At 71.1% G+C, this 19222-nt stretch carries 19 protein-coding genes; 8 read left to right on the top strand and 11 right to left on the bottom strand.

Features of this window, described 5'->3' with window-relative positions; translation table 11 throughout:
• The first annotated feature begins 81 nt into the window (after positions 1-81).
• Both AQJ67_RS00610 and AQJ67_RS00615 read left to right on the top strand, forming a co-directional pair.
• Positions 82-1173 (top strand): alpha/beta hydrolase family protein, encoded by a 1092-nt coding sequence (locus tag AQJ67_RS00610; protein WP_062715907.1) that lies wholly within the window; start codon positions 82-84, stop codon positions 1171-1173.
• Positions 1174-1301: 128 nt separating this feature from the next.
• The gene (locus AQJ67_RS00615) at positions 1302-1829 is read left to right on the top strand and encodes a hypothetical protein (protein WP_208614878.1); all 528 of its coding nucleotides are present in this window, start codon (positions 1302-1304) and stop codon (positions 1827-1829) included.
• A 128-nt stretch (positions 1830-1957) separates the two neighbouring features.
• Here AQJ67_RS00615 and AQJ67_RS48845 read toward each other — a convergent pair whose 3' ends face one another.
• The 4 genes from AQJ67_RS48845 to AQJ67_RS00635 form a co-directional block, all read right to left on the bottom strand.
• Positions 1958-2419, bottom strand: coding sequence for a hypothetical protein (locus AQJ67_RS48845; RefSeq protein ID WP_244190335.1), 462 nt, complete (start codon positions 2417-2419; stop codon positions 1958-1960).
• A gap of 208 nt (positions 2420-2627) precedes the next feature.
• Positions 2628-3536 carry a hypothetical protein gene (locus AQJ67_RS00625; protein ID WP_159058697.1) on the bottom strand — a complete coding sequence of 303 codons (909 nt, stop codon included), beginning with the start codon at positions 3534-3536 and terminating at the stop codon, positions 2628-2630.
• A 574-nt stretch (positions 3537-4110) separates the two neighbouring features.
• Entirely contained in the window at positions 4111-4731 is a 621-nt protein-coding gene (locus AQJ67_RS00630; protein WP_062715909.1) for a LysE family translocator, read from the bottom strand.
• A gap of 245 nt (positions 4732-4976) precedes the next feature.
• A complete protein-coding gene (locus AQJ67_RS00635) occupies positions 4977-5942 on the bottom strand; it encodes a pirin family protein (RefSeq protein ID WP_062715910.1) in 966 nt (321 codons plus the stop codon).
• Between the two features lie 113 nt (positions 5943-6055).
• Between AQJ67_RS00635 and AQJ67_RS00640 the strand changes: the two genes are divergently transcribed.
• On the top strand, positions 6056-6565 hold the full coding sequence (locus tag AQJ67_RS00640; protein WP_062715911.1) for a MarR family winged helix-turn-helix transcriptional regulator: 510 nt from the start codon (positions 6056-6058) through the stop codon (positions 6563-6565).
• Entirely contained in the window at positions 6562-7026 is a 465-nt protein-coding gene (locus tag AQJ67_RS00645; RefSeq protein ID WP_062715912.1) for a winged helix DNA-binding protein, read from the top strand. Before AQJ67_RS00640 ends, AQJ67_RS00645 begins: the two co-directional genes overlap by 4 nt.
• Positions 7027-7051: 25 nt before the next feature.
• On the opposite strand, the gene AQJ67_RS00650 is transcribed toward AQJ67_RS00645, so the two are convergent.
• Complete coding sequence (locus tag AQJ67_RS00650) at positions 7052-8449, bottom strand: PepSY-associated TM helix domain-containing protein (protein WP_062715913.1); 1398 nt, start codon at positions 8447-8449, stop codon at positions 7052-7054.
• Positions 8450-8601: 152 nt separating this feature from the next.
• Here AQJ67_RS00650 and AQJ67_RS00655 point away from each other — a divergent pair, with 152 nt between their 5' ends.
• Both AQJ67_RS00655 and AQJ67_RS00660 read left to right on the top strand, forming a co-directional pair.
• On the top strand, positions 8602-9246 hold the full coding sequence (locus AQJ67_RS00655) for a peptide deformylase (protein WP_062715914.1): 645 nt from the start codon (positions 8602-8604) through the stop codon (positions 9244-9246).
• Between the two features lie 163 nt (positions 9247-9409).
• A complete protein-coding gene (locus AQJ67_RS00660) occupies positions 9410-10993 on the top strand; it encodes an ABC-F family ATP-binding cassette domain-containing protein (protein WP_062715915.1) in 1584 nt (527 codons plus the stop codon).
• 6 nt (positions 10994-10999) lie between these two features.
• Here the strand turns inward: AQJ67_RS00660 and AQJ67_RS00665 are convergent, their stop codons facing one another.
• Complete coding sequence (locus AQJ67_RS00665; protein WP_062715916.1) at positions 11000-12433, bottom strand: dihydrolipoyl dehydrogenase family protein; 1434 nt, start codon at positions 12431-12433, stop codon at positions 11000-11002.
• Between the two features lie 131 nt (positions 12434-12564).
• On the opposite strand from AQJ67_RS00665, the gene trxA reads away from it, so the two are divergent.
• A complete protein-coding gene (gene trxA / locus AQJ67_RS00670) occupies positions 12565-12951 on the top strand; it encodes a thioredoxin (protein WP_062715917.1) in 387 nt (128 codons plus the stop codon).
• 45 nt (positions 12952-12996) lie between these two features.
• Here the strand turns inward: trxA and AQJ67_RS00675 are convergent, their stop codons facing one another.
• The 4 genes from AQJ67_RS00675 to AQJ67_RS00690 form a co-directional block, all read right to left on the bottom strand.
• A complete protein-coding gene (locus AQJ67_RS00675) occupies positions 12997-14433 on the bottom strand; it encodes an aldehyde dehydrogenase family protein (protein ID WP_062715918.1) in 1437 nt (478 codons plus the stop codon).
• A gap of 32 nt (positions 14434-14465) precedes the next feature.
• Entirely contained in the window at positions 14466-15644 is a 1179-nt protein-coding gene (locus AQJ67_RS00680; RefSeq protein WP_062716732.1) for a 4-hydroxybenzoate 3-monooxygenase, read from the bottom strand.
• A gap of 68 nt (positions 15645-15712) precedes the next feature.
• Positions 15713-16747 (bottom strand): LacI family DNA-binding transcriptional regulator, encoded by a 1035-nt coding sequence (locus AQJ67_RS00685; RefSeq protein ID WP_425264130.1) that lies wholly within the window; start codon positions 16745-16747, stop codon positions 15713-15715.
• Positions 16748-16806: 59 nt separating this feature from the next.
• The gene (locus tag AQJ67_RS00690; RefSeq protein ID WP_079055707.1) at positions 16807-17481 is read right to left on the bottom strand and encodes a TetR/AcrR family transcriptional regulator; all 675 of its coding nucleotides are present in this window, start codon (positions 17479-17481) and stop codon (positions 16807-16809) included.
• 98 nt (positions 17482-17579) lie between these two features.
• Between AQJ67_RS00690 and AQJ67_RS00695 the strand changes: the two genes are divergently transcribed.
• Positions 17580-18143, top strand: a complete 564-nt coding sequence (locus tag AQJ67_RS00695) for an NAD(P)H-dependent oxidoreductase (protein ID WP_062715920.1) — start codon at positions 17580-17582, stop codon at positions 18141-18143.
• An 81-nt stretch (positions 18144-18224) separates the two neighbouring features.
• Here AQJ67_RS00695 and AQJ67_RS00700 read toward each other — a convergent pair whose 3' ends face one another.
• Entirely contained in the window at positions 18225-19130 is a 906-nt protein-coding gene (locus AQJ67_RS00700; RefSeq protein WP_062716734.1) for a LysR family transcriptional regulator, read from the bottom strand.
• Between the last annotated feature and the right edge of the window lie 92 nt (positions 19131-19222).

Here is a 19222-nt window from a genome sequence, read left to right on the forward strand (position 1 = left end):
GGCCGCGGCGTTCAGTCGCGATGAGACTTCAGCGGAAGGAATTCGGTGAAACGCATATCCCTGGTAGGTGCTGCCGTCGCCGTGACTCTGGCAGGAACCCTCTGTACCGCGACCGCCTACGCCGGCGCCCATGCCGTACCACCGGCCGGCGCCGGACTTGTGCTACCCGAGCCGTCCGGTCACCATCCGGTCGGCCGGGCCACTGTGCACCTCGAAGACGAGGGACGGCCCGATCCGTGGGTCCCCGCCGCCGACCGGGAGTTGATGGTCTCGCTGTGGTATCCGGCGGTGAGGCCCTCGGACACGCCTGCGCCCTATATGACTCCCGAGGAGTCCAAGCAGTACGTCGAGGCCAATGAACTGGACCTGTCGCCGGACCTGTTCAGCACAGTAGCGACCCACTCCACCGTAGACGCCGAGCCGGCGAAAGCACGGGGCGGGCTTCCCCTCGTCGTGCTGTCGCCCGGGTTCGGGATGCCCCGTGCCACGCTCACTGGTCTTGCCGAGGAGCTCGCCAGCCGTGGCTACGCCGTCGCCGGGACAGGACACAACTACGAGGCCGACGGCATCTCGTTCCCCGGCGGGCGTACGACCGCATGCATCGCGTGCGAGAACACGGACTACCCCAAGGTCGGCGCCGTCCGCGCCGAGGACATCTCCTTTGTGCTCGACGAACTCACCGCGGAACGACCGGCCTGGAAGTACGGCGCGCTCGTCGACACCGACCGCATCGCCATGGTCGGGCACTCAGCCGGCGGGTTCAGCACGATTCCGGCCATGCTGCGGGACCCGCGCATCAAGGCAGGGGTCAACATGGACGGCAACTTCCGGTTCCCCAACGACACCCCTTTGCAGCGGCCCGTCATGATGCTGGGCAAGCCCAGCCACGTACCCGCCGGCCCCGACCCGACGTGGGACGAGACGTGGACCGAACTGACCGGGTGGAAGCGCTGGTTGAGCATCGACGACACGGAGCACCTCTCCTTCACCGACCTGGCACCCCTGGCCAAGCAACTCGGCATCCCGCTCCAGCGCCTGGACGGTGATCGCAGCGACGCCATCACCCGGGCCTATGTGGCCGCGTTCCTCGACACCCACCTGCGGGGAAGGAAGACACCCCTGATGGACGGCCCGTCGGCACGCTTCCCCGAAGTGCGTTTTCATCAGCGGTAGAAGGCGAGTTACAGCACCCCGGGTTAAACTGCTCCGCCCCACTGGGACTGGAGGTCGTCTGGAGGTCGTCTGGAGGTCGTCTGGAGGTCGTCTGGAGGTCGTCTGGAGGTCGTCTGGAGGTCGTCTGAGTGTTCCCCGCACGGGTGCTTGCTGGTGCTCCGTTGGCTCTGGTGATTCTCGCCCTTTCCGGCTGCTCTTCCCTCTGGAGCTGTACCGACACGACGGCGGAGCGCGGTGAGGCCGGTGTCAGGGTGCAGGTGGAGGACACGTCCGGCCGGCCTGTCGGCGTAACCGCCAGGGTCGTCGACTGGCGCCTTGAGCCCCACCCGCAGGTGCCCTCCGAAGGTGACCAGGTCCACTTCCACTACCGCTTCTACGGCGCCGACGAGACATCCGGACCCGCGGTGGACGTGTGCGCGGTCGACAGTAAGCGCGTGGCGTTGGGATGCCGGACGGTCTATTCGTCGGACGCGTTCGGCCCGAACGGTGACCGCACGGGCGACGACTGGCTCGCCGTCGAGCACCCTGAGCAGGTCGCCGGTGTGCTGTTGCTCCCCAATGACCAGTCCTACGACGGACGAACCTGCGAGCAGGACGTCAAGGACGGCGGCGGTCCGCATCCTCCGGAGCCGGCCCGCATGGGGGACCAACTGTAAGTCGTCGGATGGTCCGGAGGCCTTTCATCGTGGCCATGGGAGCGTTCGGGCCGGGTTCACGCCCAGTGCGAGTCGTCCGTCGACCGGGACGCAGGTCCGTGGATCGGCTGCGGTTGGCGGGGGGCCTCTTAGGTCGTCTGCTGGTACGGAGCCCCGTGCACTGGCTGCTCGCCGCGGTGGGCCTGGGCGTGCGCCCTCTCGCGGGCGGACTTGGCCCCCTGCCGGTAGTTCGAGACGAGTCCGCCGAGCGCTCCCAGCGAGACCAGGCCCATACCGGCGGCGGTCGCAATGCCCTTCGCGCCGTCCATCGCGAAGTACGCGACCGCGGCGACACCGCCGTTGAAGAGGAACAGGAACCACAGAACCGGCCGCGACGACAGGAACGTCTTGATCTTCGGCTTCTTCGTGATGCGCGAACCCGTCACCAGCGCGACGGCGATACCGGCGAACGTCACGATCGTCTTCTCCGTGCCAGCCAGGAACGCACCCGCCCCTCCCATGCTGCCGGCCAGACCGGCGACGAAGAACGCCCAGAGGAACAGATCCGCGACGAACGACTTCACGCGGGCCAGGAACGTTTTGGACCTCATGGGGGACTTCCTTCGGGACAGGAGCTCGGCGCTCTCGGAATCTCTCCCGAATACGATTCCGTTTCCCGCACAGCACCTCGAGTGAGCCAACCCCCGAGCCGATGGTGTAGCGAACTACACCATCGGGCGCTGGGCACGGCGACCGACGGCGACGAGGAGATGAGGGGCGGCGTTGATCACGACCTGGTGGCTGGGTGGAGTACCTGTGTCAGTCCCCCCACTCGTCGCCGGACTTCCGGGCGAATACCCCGCCATCCGGCTTGAGCCTGTAGTCCAAGTCGTAGTACCAGACATCGGTGACGTTGCTGAAGTCCTCGATGACGAACGGCTTGCCCTTGTTGTCGATCTCCTGCTTGCCGTTCTTGCCCGCCGTCACGAACTCCGCGGTGATTGTCCACTCGCAGAGCCGACCCTTTTGCGTCATGCTCGCCTTGACGTTCAGGGAGGAAGCGGTGTCGGTGAACGACAGGCTCTCGTTGCGCTCAGAGGAATACAGTTTCGGCGGCACGGAAGGATCCTTGCTGTAGATCCACGCCTTGGCCGGGTCTTCGTCGAGGTTGAAGCCGATGGCCTCCACACCGATGCCGCCAGCCGTGGCCAGGGTGATGAATGTGACCGCCTTCGATGCACGGCAGTTGGAAACCTCGGCCTCGAAGTCCGTGACGGTGACCTTGTCGCCCGTCGTTCCCGTGAGCTGCATTGCGAAGTCCGTTGCCCGCGCCAGGGCGGGGCGAGCGCCGATGTTGTGCAGGAACTCGCGGAGCTGCCTGTCTGTCCGTGCGCTGACATCGCGGACCTGAAGGCCCTTCCCGAGCTCTTGAAGGGTCGTGACCTCGTCCGCTGTGAGCTTGCGGTCCAGCGCCCAGCTGAACTCCTCCTTGTCCTCAGCCCGGTAGCTGTACTTCATGTCCACGCTGAAGACGTCCTCGTTCCTGGCCATCTTGTCTTCCGCGCTCGGCTTCTCACTGTCTCCGCATTTGACGTCGCGGCTCTTGATGTTGACGCATCTGCTGTCTTGCACCTTGTTGGATGTCGGTGACTCCTCGTTCCGGCATGCAGCCGCGAGGAGAGCGGTGGACAGCGCCAGCACGGTGCATTGTGCCGTGATGCGCCTCATCAGTGCCCCCGTCTACTTCTCGGTGCAGGTGTCGGTGTTCGTTCCGTGCACATCAACGCATTCACTGTCGGTGATGGTCGTGTCGCCTTCCTCGGGCGAACTTCCGTTGAGTACGAGGGGGATGAGTGCGATGCACGCTGCCGCGATGACTCCGGCTGCTCCGACAATCGCGGCTTTGACCGTGTTGCTCTGCCGGGCATACCAGTTCCTGCGGCCGGGAGCGGGAGGTTGTGCAGGTGGCTGCCCGGGTGATGTGGGAGGCGGTGTCGGCGCGTTGCTCATGGGGCCCCCGTAGCGACGATCGTGTGGCATGTCGTGGCGACATCCTGGCCAATGGGGTAGCGCGTCAAACCCAACTAAAAATCGGCATATGCCGTGATCCCCCGCCATCTTCGAAGGGTGCGGCATTTCTTAGGTGAGCGCATCAGGGACTGCCAGAGGCGGTCGCCGTTGACGGTGATCTTGTCGGGGGCGAAGTCGGGGGTGGTGTGGGGGGGTGGTGTCCGGGGTGGAACTCGTCATGAACTGTCTCCCGGAGGTTGTCGGAAGCGGTGAGGTGGGTGGCGGGTGCGGATCAGCCGGAGGCCGTTGCGATCACGAGTCCGAAGCCGATCAGGGCGACGCCCGTCGTCCGCCCCAGCGCACGGCGGACCCACGGCCGGTGGAGGGCCGGCGCGGCCTTGGACAGCAGCAGCACGTAGCTGCCCAGCCAGGCGAGGGTGAGGGCCGTGTGCAGGAGCACGAGGAGCGTCATGGCCCAGGCGGCGGGCAGTTGGGGCGGTGCCAGCGCGGGCAACAGCCCGGTGTAGAAGACGGCGATCTTCGGGTTGAGGACATTGCTGACCAGGCCGGTCCGCCAGGGGCCCCCGCCGGTTGCGCGGGAGACGGATTCGGCGGGAGCCGCAGCGGCGCGGCGGTGCTGCCACAGCGCCTGCGCACCCAGGAACACCAGATAGGCGGCGCCAAGAAGCTTGACGGCAAGGTAGGCCGCGGGCGAGGCGGCGAGTACGGCCGCGAGACCGGCCACGGTCAGCGCGCCCCAGATCAGCAGCCCGGTCGCGATACCGCCCACGGTTCGCAGCGCGTCACCGCGGCCGGCCAGGAGCGCCCGGCGGGTCACCACCGCCATGTCCGGGCCGGGCACGACGGTCAGCAGCCCGAGGACACCGATCGCGGCCATGAGGTGAGTCAGCACGCTGCCCGCCTCCTCGCGATCGCACTGATCGAACCGGTCGGTAGTGCGGTGGTGAAGGGGCGGTTGTTCAACGGTCAGGTCTTTCCGACGAAGGAGGAAGGCCTCACAGGCACGCGATCAGGGTGCCGCGACCTCCTTAGATCGGTCCAGCGACTGTTTTCGACCTGTACTCATCGGAGAGACCGACCATTGACGGTCCACTCCGCGAGGGCGCGAGGGCGCGAGGGGCGGGGTATTCCCACAGGTCAGCGCACCCTCCCGCGCGGCTTCAAGGGCACCGGCGGCAGTTCCGGCGCGGCCAGTGGGGCGCCCTCGTACCCCTTCACCGCACCGAATCGTGTCCCTTCCATCCAGTCCTGACGAGCCTGCACGATCTCTTCCTGCGACCGCCCGATCCAGTTCCAGAACATGATCAACTCCTCCTCGAACGGCTCGCCGCCGAGGAGCATCAGGCCGGCGTCCGAGTCGGCGCGCAGGGGGAGTTCGGTGCGGCCGCAGCCGAGGTAGAGCATGGAGCCGGGCAGGACCGGCACGCCGTCGACGTGGGCTTCGCCGGACATGGACAGGACGGCGTACTCGAAGTCCGGGTCCAGCGGGAGGCGTACGTCGGCGCCGTGGGTGAGGGACAGGTCGGCGCCGACGATCGGGGTGTACGTGGTGCCGGGTGAGGCGGCTCCGTCGAGCGAGCCCAGGATCAGCGTGGCCCGCAGGCCGGGGGCCGTGACGACCGGCAGCTCGGCGTGGTGTTCGAAGTGCGGGTCGGTGTGGCGGTGGCTGTCCGGGAGGGCGACCCACAGCTGGGCGCCGTGCAGGAAGCGGGCGTGGGCTTTCGGGCTCTCCTCGGAGTGGCTGATCGCGCGGCCGGAGGTCATCAGGCCCAGTTCGCGCGGGCGGATCGTCTGGAGGCTGCCCGTCGAGTCCCGGTGCAGCACCTCGCCCTCGTGCAGCCAGCTCACCGTCTGCAGGCCCATGTGCGGGTGCGGCGGCACCTGCATGCCGGCCTCCTCGGCGATGTCGTCGGGGCCGTAGTGATCGACGAAGCACCAGGCGCCGACCATGCGCCGGCCCAGGTTGGGCAGCAGGCGGCGGACTTCGGTGGATTCGCCGAGCTGGACCCGGCGAGGGCTGAGGAGTTCGCGTACGGGCTCTGCCACGACAAACCCGCGGCCGCCGCAGACGGCGGGCACCGCCTCGCGATCAAGATTGCTCATGTCGCCCAAACTAGCCCTGCCGGGGCCGCCACGTCAGTCCGTCACCCGGGGCTGTCTCGATGCCCACCGGAAAATAGTAGCCATGTATATAGTAGCCATGTACGGTATTCATCATGAGCAAGGGTTCCGAGCACGCCTCACCCGGCTTCCTGGTGTGGCGCCTGTCGACGAAGTGGCGGGTCGCGGTCGACCGGGCCGTGGCCCCGCTGGGACTCACCCACGCGCAATACGCGCTGGTGGCCTCGCTGTACGGCATGCAGCGCCACGGGGAGCGCCCCAGTCAGCGACGCCTCGCCGACCACACCGGGCTGGAACCGCTGTACGTCTCCAAACTGGCGCGCGCCCTGGAGAGCGCCGGCCTCCTCGAGCGCGTCCGGGATCCCCGCGACCCGCGCGCGGTGCAGCTGGCACTGACCGAGCGGGGCCGGGAGCGGACCCGGCAGGCGATCGAGGTCGTGCAAGGGCTGCTGGAGCAGTTGCTCGCGCCGCTCGGGGGCCTGGACAGCGCGCGTACCCGGGAGTTCAGGCGCGAGCTGGCCGCCCTGCTCGACGTGTCCCTCGACCCCTTCGCCTCTCTCGGCCCGCTCGCCCTGGACGGCGGGTCCGACAAGGAGCAGTCATGACCACCGCCACGACCACCCCCACTCCCCCGCTCAACCCCCGCGTCATAGCCCTGGCCCACTACGCGAGCCGAGCCCTGCTGGAGAACGTGCTGGCCCGCCACGGCGTGACCTTCCAGCAGTCCGTCACCCTCCGGCTCGTCGCCGTCGCCGACGCCGACGCGCCGGTCGAGCGGGAGCACCTGGTCGGCGGCGTCGTCGGCGCCCTCAAAATCGACGCGGCGGACGCGCACTCCGTGGTCGACGAGCTGATCACCGCCGGGGCGCTGGTCGCCCAGGGGCCGTCGCTGGTGCGGATCACGGACGCCGGACGGGAGTTGTACGAGCGGACGTCCACCGAGACCGCGCCGATCACCGCCCGGGTCTACGCCGGTATCCCCGCGGAGGATCTCGCTGTCGCCGGACGCGTACTGAGCCTCATCACCGAGCGGGCCGACGCGGAGTTCGCGGCCCTGGCCCAGTGACGGAACACCGGCGGCCGAGCAGCGGTCAGCTCACCTCGGCGGGCTTCCGCCTGCCCCGCCGGTGGGCCACCTCGCCGAGGACCACGTCCACGACGACGAAAGCGGCCAGTGAGATGCCGAGGAGCGGTACGAAGTAGCCGACCACGGCGACGACCGCCACCAGTGGGACCAGGATCTGCGGGGGCACCTGCTGCCAGGCACCGCGCGGTACGGGCCGGCCGAAGGCGGAGCCGCGGCCGCGCTGCCACCACATGCGGTAGCCCCACACGATCAGCACGATCAGCGAGAGCGCCAGCAGCATCAGGGCGATCTGGTTGACCAGGCCGAACAGGACACCGGTGTGCAGGTCGATGCCCCAGCGGGTCAGCTTGGCGAGCACCGGGTAGTCCTCGAACCGCACGACGTCGGTGACCGCGCCCGTGGTCGGGTCGATCGCGGCCGCGTCCTGCTTCGACGGCCAGCTGCGCTGCACCTGACGCACCACGTACGCGGACGAGGAGTCGGCGGGCGGCACGATCTCCACGGGGTCGCCCAGGCCCTCGGCGCGCGCGGCCGCCAGGACCTTGTCGAGGCCGACGCCGTGCTCACCGCTCCCTCCCGTGCCGGCGGCGCCGCCGTGGCCCCCGTGGTCGCCGCCCGCCGAGGCCGAGACGGACGGGGTGGCCTGGCCGAGGGAGGTGCGCAGCTCGTCGATGTGGGCACCGGCGTACGCGGACCAGGTCAGGCCGGTCGCGGAGAGGAAGAAGAAGCCGATCGCGGCCCAGACTCCGACGGTGCCGTGCAGACCGAGGGTACGGCGGCGTCCGCTGGTGCCCCGCACCTTGCGCAGGGCGCGGCGGCGGGAGAACCACAGCACCAGGCCACCGCCCGCGATCACCCAGAGCCAGCTGGCCGCCAACTCGCTGTAGAGGCGGCCGTTCTCGCCGAGGTGCAGGTCGCGGTGGAACTCGTCGATCCAGGTGCGCAGCGGCAGGGCGCCGGTCGAGCCGTACTGTTCGAGGGCGCCACACACCTTCGCGGTGTACGGGTCGACGAACACGGCCAGCGTGTGGTCGGCGTCGACGCCCTTGACTCCGGACAGCATGACCCTGGTGGTCGCGTCGGCCTCCGGGGACGGCCGTACGGCCGAGACCGTGCCCTCGGGGTGGGCCTTGCGCACGGCGGCGACCTGCTGGGATATCGGCAGTTTCGCGTCGCCGACCGGGACGGTCAGTTCGTGGGCGTACACGAGTTTCTCGGCCTGGAACGCTCCGGCGTACAGGAAGCCGGTGGCCGCGGCGACGAGCAGGAACGGCGCGACGAGCACTCCGGCGTAGAAGTGCAGACGCAGGATCAGCGGGCGCAGGGGCGCCCATCTGCGGGGCGACGCGGGGGCGTCGGGCCGCGTCGCCTCCTCCGGGGTGGTCGAGGGAGCGATCGACATCGGCGGCTTCTCCGGGGAGTGGGGAGCGGGGACGGTGTGTGCTGTAGCGGTCCAGTAGTCGGGCGGAGGGGCCGTCGAGTTCCCGCTATCTCAAGTGACGTGTGTCACAAGGCAGTCGGGCAGCGGTGCGGGGGTCATGGCATCCTGGCGCGATGGCACTACCGAACGATCACGCGCCCCTGGCCGAACAGGTCGAGCAACTCCTGGCCACCGAGGGCCCGTTGCCCATCGTGGCAGCCGGGGACCCGGTGCTCCGGCGCCCCACGGAGCCCTTCGACGGCCAGCTGGAGCCCGCGCTGCTGGCCCGCTTCGTCGAGGCCCTCCGGATCACGATGCACGCGGCGCCCGGCGTCGGTCTCGCCGCGCCGCAGGTCGGGGTGGGTCTGCGGATCGCGGTGATCGAGGATCCGGCGCCGGTGCCGGAGGAGGTACGGCTGGCTCGCGGACGGGTGCCGCAGCCGTTCCGGGTGCTGGTGAACCCGTCGTACGAAGCGGTCGGCGGCGAGCGTGCCGCGTTCTTCGAGGGATGTCTGAGCGTCCCGGGCTATCAGGCGGTCGTGGCCCGGGCCGCGGAGGTGCGGCTGACCTGTGCGGACGAGCAGGGGCGCGCGGTCGACGAGGTGTTCACGGGGTGGCCCGCCCGGATCGTGCAGCACGAGACGGACCACCTCGACGGCATGCTCTACCTGGACCGGGCCGAGCTGCGCTCCCTCTCCTCGAACCAGGCCGCCGCCGAGTACTGGGCCCAGCCGGTACCGGACGTGGCGGCGCGGGCCCTCGGCTTCGACCTGCCGTGATCCGGCGGCCGACCGCCCTGCCGGCCGGCCCCGTCGATAAATCAGCGGCGCCCGACGCAGCACCCTCGCTACCCTGACCGCATGTCGACGCCCCGAATCTCCTAGCCGAGGACCCGCTTCCACGCCACCCGTGTGTCCTCTTGCTTGTTCGGAGCGTCTTCTCATGATCACCGTCACTGGTGTCGACGTGCGCGTCGGCGCGCGTCTGCTGCTGTCCGGCATCTCCTTCCACATCTCCCCCGGCGACCGCGTGGGCCTGGTCGGCCGCAACGGCGCCGGAAAGACCACCCTGTTGAACACCCTGGCGGGCACGGTGCCCCCGGCCGCCGGGACCGTGACCCGCACCGGCCAGGTCGGTCATCTGCCCCAGGACTCCCGCGCCGCCGACCCGGCGGTCACCGTCACCGACCGCATCCTGTCGGCGCGGGGCCTCGACCAGGCCGTACGGGCCCTGCGCCGTGCCGAGGTGGCCATGGCCGACGGCACGCGGGGGGCCATGGACGCCTATGTGCGGGCCGAGGCCCGGTTCCAGGCCGCCGGGGGTTACGCCGCGGAGGCGGAGGCGGCCCGGGTGGCCGCCGGTCTCGGACTTCCCGCCCGTCTGACGGACCAGCCGCTGGGTGCGCTGTCGGGCGGGCAGCGCCGCCGGGTGGAGCTGGCCCGGATCCTGTTCGCGGAACACGGCACCCTGCTGCTGGACGAGCCCACGAACCACCTGGACGCGGACTCGATCGCCTGGCTGCGCACCTTTCTGACGACCCATCACGCCGGGCTCGTGCTGATCAGCCACGACACGTCCCTGCTCGACGCCACGGTGAACCGGGTGTTCCACCTGGACCCGGGGCGCGCCACGATCGACGTCCACAACACCGGCTGGGCGGCCTACCTCGCCCAGCGGGAGGCCGACGAGCGGCGGCGTACTCGCGAGCGGGCGGGCGCCGAGCGCAAGGCGGCCTCGCTGCGCGCCCAGGCCGAGAAGATGCGCGCCCGGGTGTCGACGGCCGTGGCCGCGCGGAACATGAACCGGCGCGCCGACCGCATGCTCGCCGACCTCGAACCGGCCCGGCGCACCGACAAGGTGGCCAGGATCCGGCTGCCCCAACCCGCGCCGTGCGGGCGGGTCCCGCTGGGCGCCGTCAGCCTCAGCAAGGCGTACGGCGACCATCGGGTGCTGGCGGGCGTCGATCTGGCCGTCGACCGGGGGAGCCGTCTGGTCGTTCTCGGGCCCAACGGCGCGGGAAAGACCACGCTGTTGCGCATCCTCGCCGGTCAGGACCGTCCCGACGACGGCCGGGTGGTCCACGGGCACGGGCTGCGCCTGGGCTACTTCGCCCAGGAACACGACACGTTGGCCCCGGAGGCGACGGTGGGCGCGCACATGGCTTCGGCAGCCCCGCATCTGACCCACGGCGAAGTGCGGCGCGTCCTGGGCTCGTTCCTGTTCACCGGCGACGACGCCGACAAGCGGGTCGGTGTCCTGTCCGGCGGGGAGAAGACCCGCCTCGCCCTGGCGGGCCTGGTCCACTCCGGTGCCAACGTGCTGCTCCTGGACGAGCCCACCAACAACCTCGACCCCGCTTCCAGGGCGGAGATCCTGGCCGCGGTGGGCACGTATCCGGGCGCGATCGTCATGGTCACCCACGACGAGGGCGCCGTCGAGGCGCTGCGCCCGGACCGGGTGTTGCTGCTGCCGGAGTCCGAGGAGGACCTGTGGTGCGAGGACTACCTTGAGCTGGTGACCGGGTGAGCAGGGTCAGTTGTCGCGGTACGACTCCAGCAGCCGAAGCCACACCTCGCTGATCGTCGGGTACGACGGGACGGCGTGCCACAGCCTGCTGATCGGTACCTGTCCGGCGACGGCGACGGTCGCCGAGTGGATGAGTTCGCCCACGCCGGGGCCTACGAAGGTGACGCCGAGGAGGATCTCGCGTTCCAGGTCGACGACCATGCGGGCGCGGCCGCGGTAGCCGTCGCCGTACAGGGAGGCGCCGGAGACCGAGGCGAGGTCGTAGTCGACGGCCCGGACGCGGTGGCCTGCCTGTTCCGCCTCGGCGAGGGAGAGGCCGACGGCAGCCGCCTCCGGGTCGGTGAACACGACCTGGGGGACGGCGGCGTGGTCGGCGGTGGCGGCGTGGGCGCCCCAGGGGTCGGATTCGAGGAGGGGTACGCCGCAGGCGCGGGCGGCGATGGCCGCGCCCGCGATGCGGGCCTGGTACTTGCCCTGGTGGGTGAGGAGGGCGCGGTGGTTGACGTCGCCGACCGCGTACAGCCATTCGCTGCCGGTGACGCGGAGGCTGTCGTCGACCTCCAGCCAGGAACCGGGCGCGAGGCCGACCGCGTCGAGGCCGATGTCGTCGGTGCGCGGGGCGCGCCCGGTGGCGAAGAGGATCTCGTCGGCCTCGATCCGGTCGCCGTGGTCGGTGCCGACCACGACCGTGCCGTTCTCCCTGGTCACCGACTCGACCGAGGTGCCGGTGCGGACGTCGGTGCCGGCCTCGGTGAGCGCCTCGGCGATCAGTTCGCCGGCGAAGGGCTCCATGCGGTTCAGCAGCCCCTTGCCGCGGACGAGGAGCGTGACCCGGGAACCGAGGGCCTGGTAGGCGGTGGCCATCTCCGTGGCGACCACTCCCCCGCCGACCACGACCAGCCGGCCGGGCACGGACTGGGCACCGGTGGCCTCGCGGCTGGTCCACGGCTTGATCTCGGCGAGTCCGGGCAGGTCGGGCAGGACGGCCCGGCTGCCGGTGCAGACGGCGACGGCGTGCCGGGCGGTCAGCACCTGCCGTTCGCCGTCGGGGCCGGTCACCTCCAGGGTGCGGGGTCCGGTGAGGCGGCCGTGGCCGCGGTAGAGGTCGGCGCCGATGCCGTTCAGCCACTGGACCTGGCCGTCGTCGTGCCAGTCGGAGGTGAAGTCGTTGCGCCGGGCGAGGACAGCGGCGGCGTCGAGGGGGCCCTGTACGGCCTGGGCGAGGCCCGGCAGGCGGCGGGCGTCGGCCTGGGCGATGGCCGGGCGCAGCAGGGCCTTGCTGGGCATGCACGCCCAGTACGAGCACTCCCCGCCGACCAGTTCGCTCTCCACGACCGCGGTGGAGAGGCCGGCCGCACGGGTGCGGTCCGCGACGTTCTCCCCGACCGGCCCGGCCCCGAGCACCACGACGTCGTACGCGATGGAATCCGTTTCCGTCATGGGGTCAGTCTTACGGGTGGTGTGCGGCGTGGCCACACGGGTACGCGCGCGGAGATACGCCGGAATACGCGGTCGTACGGTCGTGTTGTCGCCGACGGCTTCGCCCCCACACCAGGAAGAGGGAATTCGCCATGAGCAGCACCGTGGAGCTCACCAAGGAGAACTTCGATGAGACGGTCACGGACAACGAGTTCGTCCTGATCGACTTCTGGGCGTCCTGGTGCGGGCCGTGCCGTCAGTTCGCCCCGGTCTACGAGAAGGCCGCCGAGGAGAACCCCGACCTCGTGTTCGGCAAGGTCGACACCGAGGCCCAGCCGGAGCTGGCCCAGGCCTTCGGTATCCAGTCGATCCCCACGCTGATGATCGTCCGGGACCGTGTCGCCGTGTTCGCGCAGCCGGGTGCCCTGCCCGAGGCCGCCCTCACGGACGTCATCGGGCAGGCCCGGAAGCTGGACATGGACGAGGTCCACAAGGCCGTGGCCGCGCAGCAGGCGCAGGCCGAGCAGAACGGCCAGTAGGACCGCGGTCCGGAGGATCCGGCAGGTCCGGACGGTCCAGAAGGTCTAGAAGGGGTACGCCGCCACGTCACCACGCACCGTCGTCCAGCGCACGTCGGTGAACGCCTCCAGGTTGGACTCGCCGCCGAACCGGGCGCCGGTGCCGGAGGCGGCGATGCCACCGAAGGGCGCGACGGCCTCGTCGTTCACGGTCTGGTCGTTGATGTGCACGATGCCGGTCGGGATTCGCTCGGCCAGGTCGAGGCCCCGGGCGGCGTCCCCGGTGACTATGCCCAGGGAGAGGCCGTAGGAGCTCGCGGCGGCGAGGGCGGCGGCCTCGTCGGCGGTGGCGAAGGGGCGCACCGGCGCGACGGGACCGAACACCTCCTCGGCGTACGCGGGGGTCTGGTCGTCGACGCCGGCGAGCACGGTCGGCCGGTAGAACAGCTGCTCGTGGGTGCCGCCCGCGGCGAGCTTGGCGCCCCGGGACCGGCTGGCCTCCACCAGGCCGTGCACCTTGCCGAGCTGGCCCGAGTCGATGAGCGGGCCGAGGTGGACCTCGGAGCGGTGCGGGTCGCCGACGGCGAGGGAGTCGGCCTTGGCGGCGAGGCGTTCGACGTACTCCTCGTAGAGCGACTGGTGGACGAGATGGCGTCCGGTCGTCATGCAGATCTGGCCCTGGTGGAAGAAGGAGCCCCAGGCGGCCGTGGAGATCACCGCGTCGAGGTCGGCGTCCTCCAGCACGATCAGGGCGGAGTTGCCGCCCAGCTCCAGGTGCGCGCGCTTGAGATGGCGTCCGGCGGCCTCGCCGACGGCCCGGCCCGCGCCGGTGGACCCGGTGAAGGAGATGACGGGCACGCGCGGGTCGGCGACCAGCGCCTGGCCCGCCTCGGGGCCGCCCGGCAGGATGTGCAGCAGTCCCTCGGGCAGGCCTGCCTCGGCGAGGACCGCCGCGAGGGCCAGACCACCGCAGACCGCGGTGCGCGGGTCGGGCTTGAGGATCACCGCGTTGCCGAGCGCGAGGGCCGGGGCGACGGAGCGGATCGAGAGGATCAGCGGGGCGTTGAACGGGGCGATCACGCCGACGACACCGACGGGGACGCGGCGGGTGTACGACAGGCGGGGCGCCTCGCTGGGCAGGATGTGCCCGGCCGGGCGGGAGGCGAGCGCGGCGGCCTCGTAGCACTCCTGGGAGGCGACGTGCAGTTCGAAGTCGGCCTTGCCGGGGATCGAACCGGACTCGCGCACGAGCCATTCGCGCAGCTCGTCGGCGTGCGCGGCGAAGAGGTCACCGGCCTTGCGCAGCACCGCGGCGCGCACGAAGTGCGGGACGCGCGCCCACTCGGCCTGGGCGGCACGGGCGGCCTCGGCGGCCGGGGCGACGTCCTCGGCGCCGGCCAGGGTGACGGTGCCGAGCGTGTCGCCGGTGGCGGACTCGGTGACGGTGTACTCCTGTCCCGACAGGGAGCTGGACTGCCAGGCCTTCGGGTCGAGCAACGGCATTGCGACTCTCCGTTCGATCACCGGGGCGGGACTCACAGGGGAAGCGGGAGTCCCGAGTAGTTCGCCGCCAGTTCGGCGGCCGCGTGACGGGATGCGGTGATCCGGCGCAGACGTGCGAGCTGCATCCGGTGGTCGAACGCATCCCCGTCTGGTTGAGCGTGCAACATCTTAGTCATGTCGTCCGAGAAACGGCTCGCTTGCCACACACGTTGGAGGCACAACTCGGAGTATCCGTCGAGAAGTTGTGTGCTCCCCGTGCGGTGCAGCTCGACCAGGCCGCGGGCCAGGACCCGTACGTCCGACACGGCGAGGTTGAGGCCCTTGGCGCCCGTCGGCGGGACGATGTGGGCGGCGTCCCCGGCGAGCAGGAGCCGGCCGTGGCGCATCGGTTCGTGGACGTAACCGCGCATCGCCGTGACGGACTTGGCGGTGATGGGGCCGCGGTTCAGGGTCCAGTCGGCGTCGATCGCGAAGCGGGCGGCGAGTTCGTCCCAGACACGGTCGTCGGGCCAGTCGTCCGGGTCGGTGCCGTTGGGGACCTGGAGGTAGAGCCGGGAGACAGCGGGTGAGCGCATGCTGTGCAGGGCGAAGCCGCCGTCGCCGCGCGCGTAGATCAACTCGTCGCAGGACGGCGGCACTTCGGCCAGGACGCCGAGCCAGGAGTACGGGTACTCGTGCCCGTACGAGCGGCCGACGCCGGCCGGGAAGGCGTCGCGGGAGACGCCGTGGAAGCCGTCGCAGCCGGCGACCCAGTCGCAGGTCAGGGTCTGTTCGTGCCCCTCGTGCCGGAACCGTACGACGGGCCTGTCGCTCTCCGGCTTCTCGACGGCCAGTGCCTCCGCCTCGAACAACAGCGGTGGGCCCTCGGCGAGTTGGAGCGCCACGAGATCCTTGACGATCTCGGTCTGGGCGTAGATCGTCACCGTACGGCCGCCGGTGAGGCTCGGGAAGTCGATGTGGTGGCGTTCCCGGTCGAAGCGCAGCTCGATGCCCTGGTGGACCAGGCCCTCGGCCGTCAGCCGCTCGGCGGCACCGGCCTCGCGCAGCGCGTGGACCGTGCCCTGCTCCAGCATGCCGGCCCGCTGCCGCTGCTCGACGTACTCCCGCGTCCGGGCCTCCAGGACCACGCAGTCGATGCCCGCGCGGTGCAGCAGCCGGGCGAGCAGCAGCCCGGCGGGACCCCCGCCGATGATGCCGACCGTCGTGCGCATGTCCACGCTCCCTGGCTTCGACGGTACGTCGGCCGGACGCGCGCCGCCTCGGACGGCCGCGCCGCGCCTCAGCTGGACTCGCGGTGCACCACCGTCGCTCCCAGCACCTTGTGGGTCTCGGGTGCGGTGCCGGGGTCGCGCACCGCGCGGTCGACCAGTTCCGCGAGGTCGCGGCCGGACGGCAGTTCGATGTGGACCGTGCTCAACCTGGGCCGCAGCAGGCGTCCGAGCATCAGGTCGTCGGCGCCGATGACGGCCGTGTCGGCGGGGACGCGGACGCCCTCGTCCGCAAGGGCGCGCATCAGCAGCATGGCGTACTCGTCGTTGTAGGCGAACACGGCGTCGAGGCCGAGGTCGCGCCAGCGGGCGGCGAGCCGGGCGGCGGACTCCTCCGTGTAGGCCAGTGGCAGCTCGGTCAGGGTGGCGTCGGTGCCGTGCAGGGCGCGGCGTACGCCTTCGAGGCGGGGTGCGGAGAACGACTCCAGGCCGCACTCCTGCGGCACCACCACGCCGATCCGGCGCCGGCCGCGGTCGTACAGATGGCGGCCGGCGCTGTGTCCGACGGCCTCGTAGTCCATGAGCAGGGCGTGGGCGCCCTCGACGGAGTCGGGGCCGAGCGAGACCACGGCCCGGGCGCCCGAGCGCTTGAGCACCGTCACGCCCTTCGGGCCGAGGCCGGAGCCGGACACCAGGACGGCGACGGGGCGCAGCTCGGCCCAGGCGCGGGCGGCCTCGTCGCCGTGCAGACCGATGCTGCCGTGCTGTACGACGGTGTAGTCGAGACGGCCGAGCGCCAGCTGGAGGTCGCCGAGGAAACGGCTGTAGAGCGGGCCGGCGGGAAAGCTCGGGGCGGGCATGAGGACCAAACGGCTGTGCCCGGCGCGCAGGCTGCGGGCCGCCGCGTGCGGGACGTACCCGAGTTCCTTCGCGGCCTCGTGGACACGGCGGCGGGTGGGCTCGCTGATCCGGACGGCGCTGGTGTTGTTGAGGACGTAGGAGACGGTCGCGCGCGAGACGCCGGCCAGGCGGGCCACATCGGCGCTCGTCGGTACCGAGCGCTGTGCGGGCAGTGCGGGCGCGGGCGTTTTCGGTATCTGCACCATGACGTACGGCATCTTCGCAGAACCTGTGAACGGGGGCCCGGGCCGGGGTCCCCGCCCGCTCACGCCCCGGTGCGCGTCACGCGCTCGACCAGGTCGAGCCAGCCCTTCTCCAGTCGCTCCATGGGCATGCCGCACTGCCTGGTCAGGTGGTTGATCAGGGCGGGGTCGAGGTACGCCAGCAGCGGCTGGGCGAGGAGCTCGCAGTCGGCGTCCGGCAGGATCTGGCGCAGCAGCACGGTGACGTGGGTGTGGAGCGCCCGGACCGACGGGTGGGCGTAGCGACGCGTGGGGTCCGGCTGGGCGGCCAGCTGAAGGTCCAGTTGCTCGGCGGAGCGGTACAGGACGGCCACGCCGAACGCGCGGAGCCGGTCGACCGGGGGCGCTCCGGGGCCCAGCGGCGGCGGGCCGCCGAGGAAGTCGGCCTGGAGCCCCCGCGCGGAGTGGTCCAGCAGCGCCGTCAGCAGACCGGTGCGGTCGCCGAAGCGGCGGAACACCGTCCCCTTGCCCACGCCCGCCTCCGCGGCCACGGCCTCCATGGTGACCCCGGCCGCGCCGTGCTCCGCGATCAGCCGGGCGGCGGCCTCCAGCAGCCGGGCCCGGTTGCGGGCCGCGTCGGCGCGCAGGCAGGGCTCGTCGGCGGCGGAACCGACCTCCAGCAACTGGGGCGTGTCGACGGGCTCCTGGGGCGGTGGGAAGGGCGGCAGAACGGCGGACATGAAGCCAGCGTAAAGCATCGGGAATGAAACTGGACCGCGGTCCGGTTAAGGTGCTAGAAATTAAGCGGACCCCGGTCCGGTTCGTTACGGCAGTGTTTCAGCCCCTTGGAGTTCGCATGTCTGTTCGCATCCTCGCCCTCGTCGGCAGCCTTCGCGCCGGTTCGCACAACCGTCAGCTGGCCGAGGCGGCCGTCAAGCTCGCTCCCGAGGGCGCCGAGGTCGTGCTCTTCGAGGGCCTGGCCGAGATCCCCTTCTACAACGAGGACATCGACGTCGAGGGCGGCGTCCCGGCCGCGGCCGCCAAGCTGCGCGAGGCCGCGCAGTCCGCCGACGCGTTCCTGTTCTTCTCCCCCGAGTACAACGGCACGATCCCGGCCGTGCTGAAGAACGCCATCGACTGGCTGTCCCGCCCGTACGGCTCCGGCGCCTTCGGCGGCAAGCCGGTCGCCGTGGTCGGCACCGCCTTCGGCCAGTACGGCGGCGTGTGGGCGCAGGACGAGACCCGCAAGGCCGTGGGCATCGCCGGCGGCAAGGTGCTGGAGGACGTCAAGCTGTCCATCCCCGGCTCCGTGACCCGTTTCGCCGAGACGCACCCGGTCGACGACGCCGAGGTCGCCGCGCAGCTGACCGAGGTCATCGCGCGCGTCCACGGGCACGCGGGCGAGGCCGTCGCGGCCTGACCGGACGCGAGGCCGTCAGCAGGGGCCGGAGCCAAAGCGCTCCGGCCCCTGCTCGTGCTTCAGGCCCCCCGTGACCCCGTGTCACGCCACCGCCGTCGGCGCCAGCTCCCGTAGCTCACGCAGCGCCGCCGCCACCGCCGGGCGCTCCCGGCAGCCCCGGCGGGTGCAGGTGAGGATCTTGCGATACGGGTCGCCCGCACAGCGCACCCGGGTGATCGGCAGGTGCGGCATCAGCTGGGCCAGCCTCGGGACCAGGGCGACGCCGAGCCGGTGGGCGACCAGGTGGGCGGTGACGTTCCAGTCCAGCGCGTGATGGACCACGTCGGGGGTGAACCCGGCCGCTCCGCACGCCGACATCACACGCGGACGGCAGGGGCTGTCCGGCACCGGCGCGATCCAGTCCTCGTGCGCCGCCTCCGCGAGGTCGACACGCCCGCGACCGGCCAGCGGATGATCGTCGGGGACGACGAGGTCGTACGGGTCGTCCAGCAGCGGCTGCTGGTCGAAGCGCGCGTCGCTGAGCGGCGGGTTGAGCGGGGTGACCTCCACGACGGCCAGTTCGGCCTCCCCCTCGAAGAGCTGGTCGAAGCTCTCCGGCGCACCCGTCTCCCGGATCCGTACGGTCAGCCGCGGATGCCGGTCCCGCAGTCGTACGGCCATCGGGGCCAGCAGGACCGGCACGGACATCGGGAAGCCGCTGACGCGCAGTTGCCCGGCGGGTTCGCTGTACTCGGCGCGCAGGTCGAGCTCGGCCGCCTCCCAGCGCTCCGCGATGGCGTCGGCGTGCGCGAGCAGGCTCTCGGCGGCCGCGGTCAGGCGCACCCCGCGGCCCTGCGGTTCGAGGAGGTCGACGCCCAGGTCGCGGGCCAGCTGGCGGATCTGCTGGGACGCGGCGGACGGGGTGAAGTGCAGGGCGCGGGCGGCCGCGGTGACCGTGCCGTAGTGCGCCACGGCCCTCAGTACGTGCAGTCGGCGCAGATCAATCATGAAGGCCACGCTTCAAGGTGACGTCCGGAAAGTCAACCTGGACGTGCACGGAGGCGGACCGCACCCTTGGTGGTGTCGCGACGGTCGAACAG

It is taken from the genome of Streptomyces caeruleatus, from assembly GCF_001514235.1.
GTDB classification, from domain to species: domain Bacteria; phylum Actinomycetota; class Actinomycetes; order Streptomycetales; family Streptomycetaceae; genus Streptomyces; species Streptomyces caeruleatus.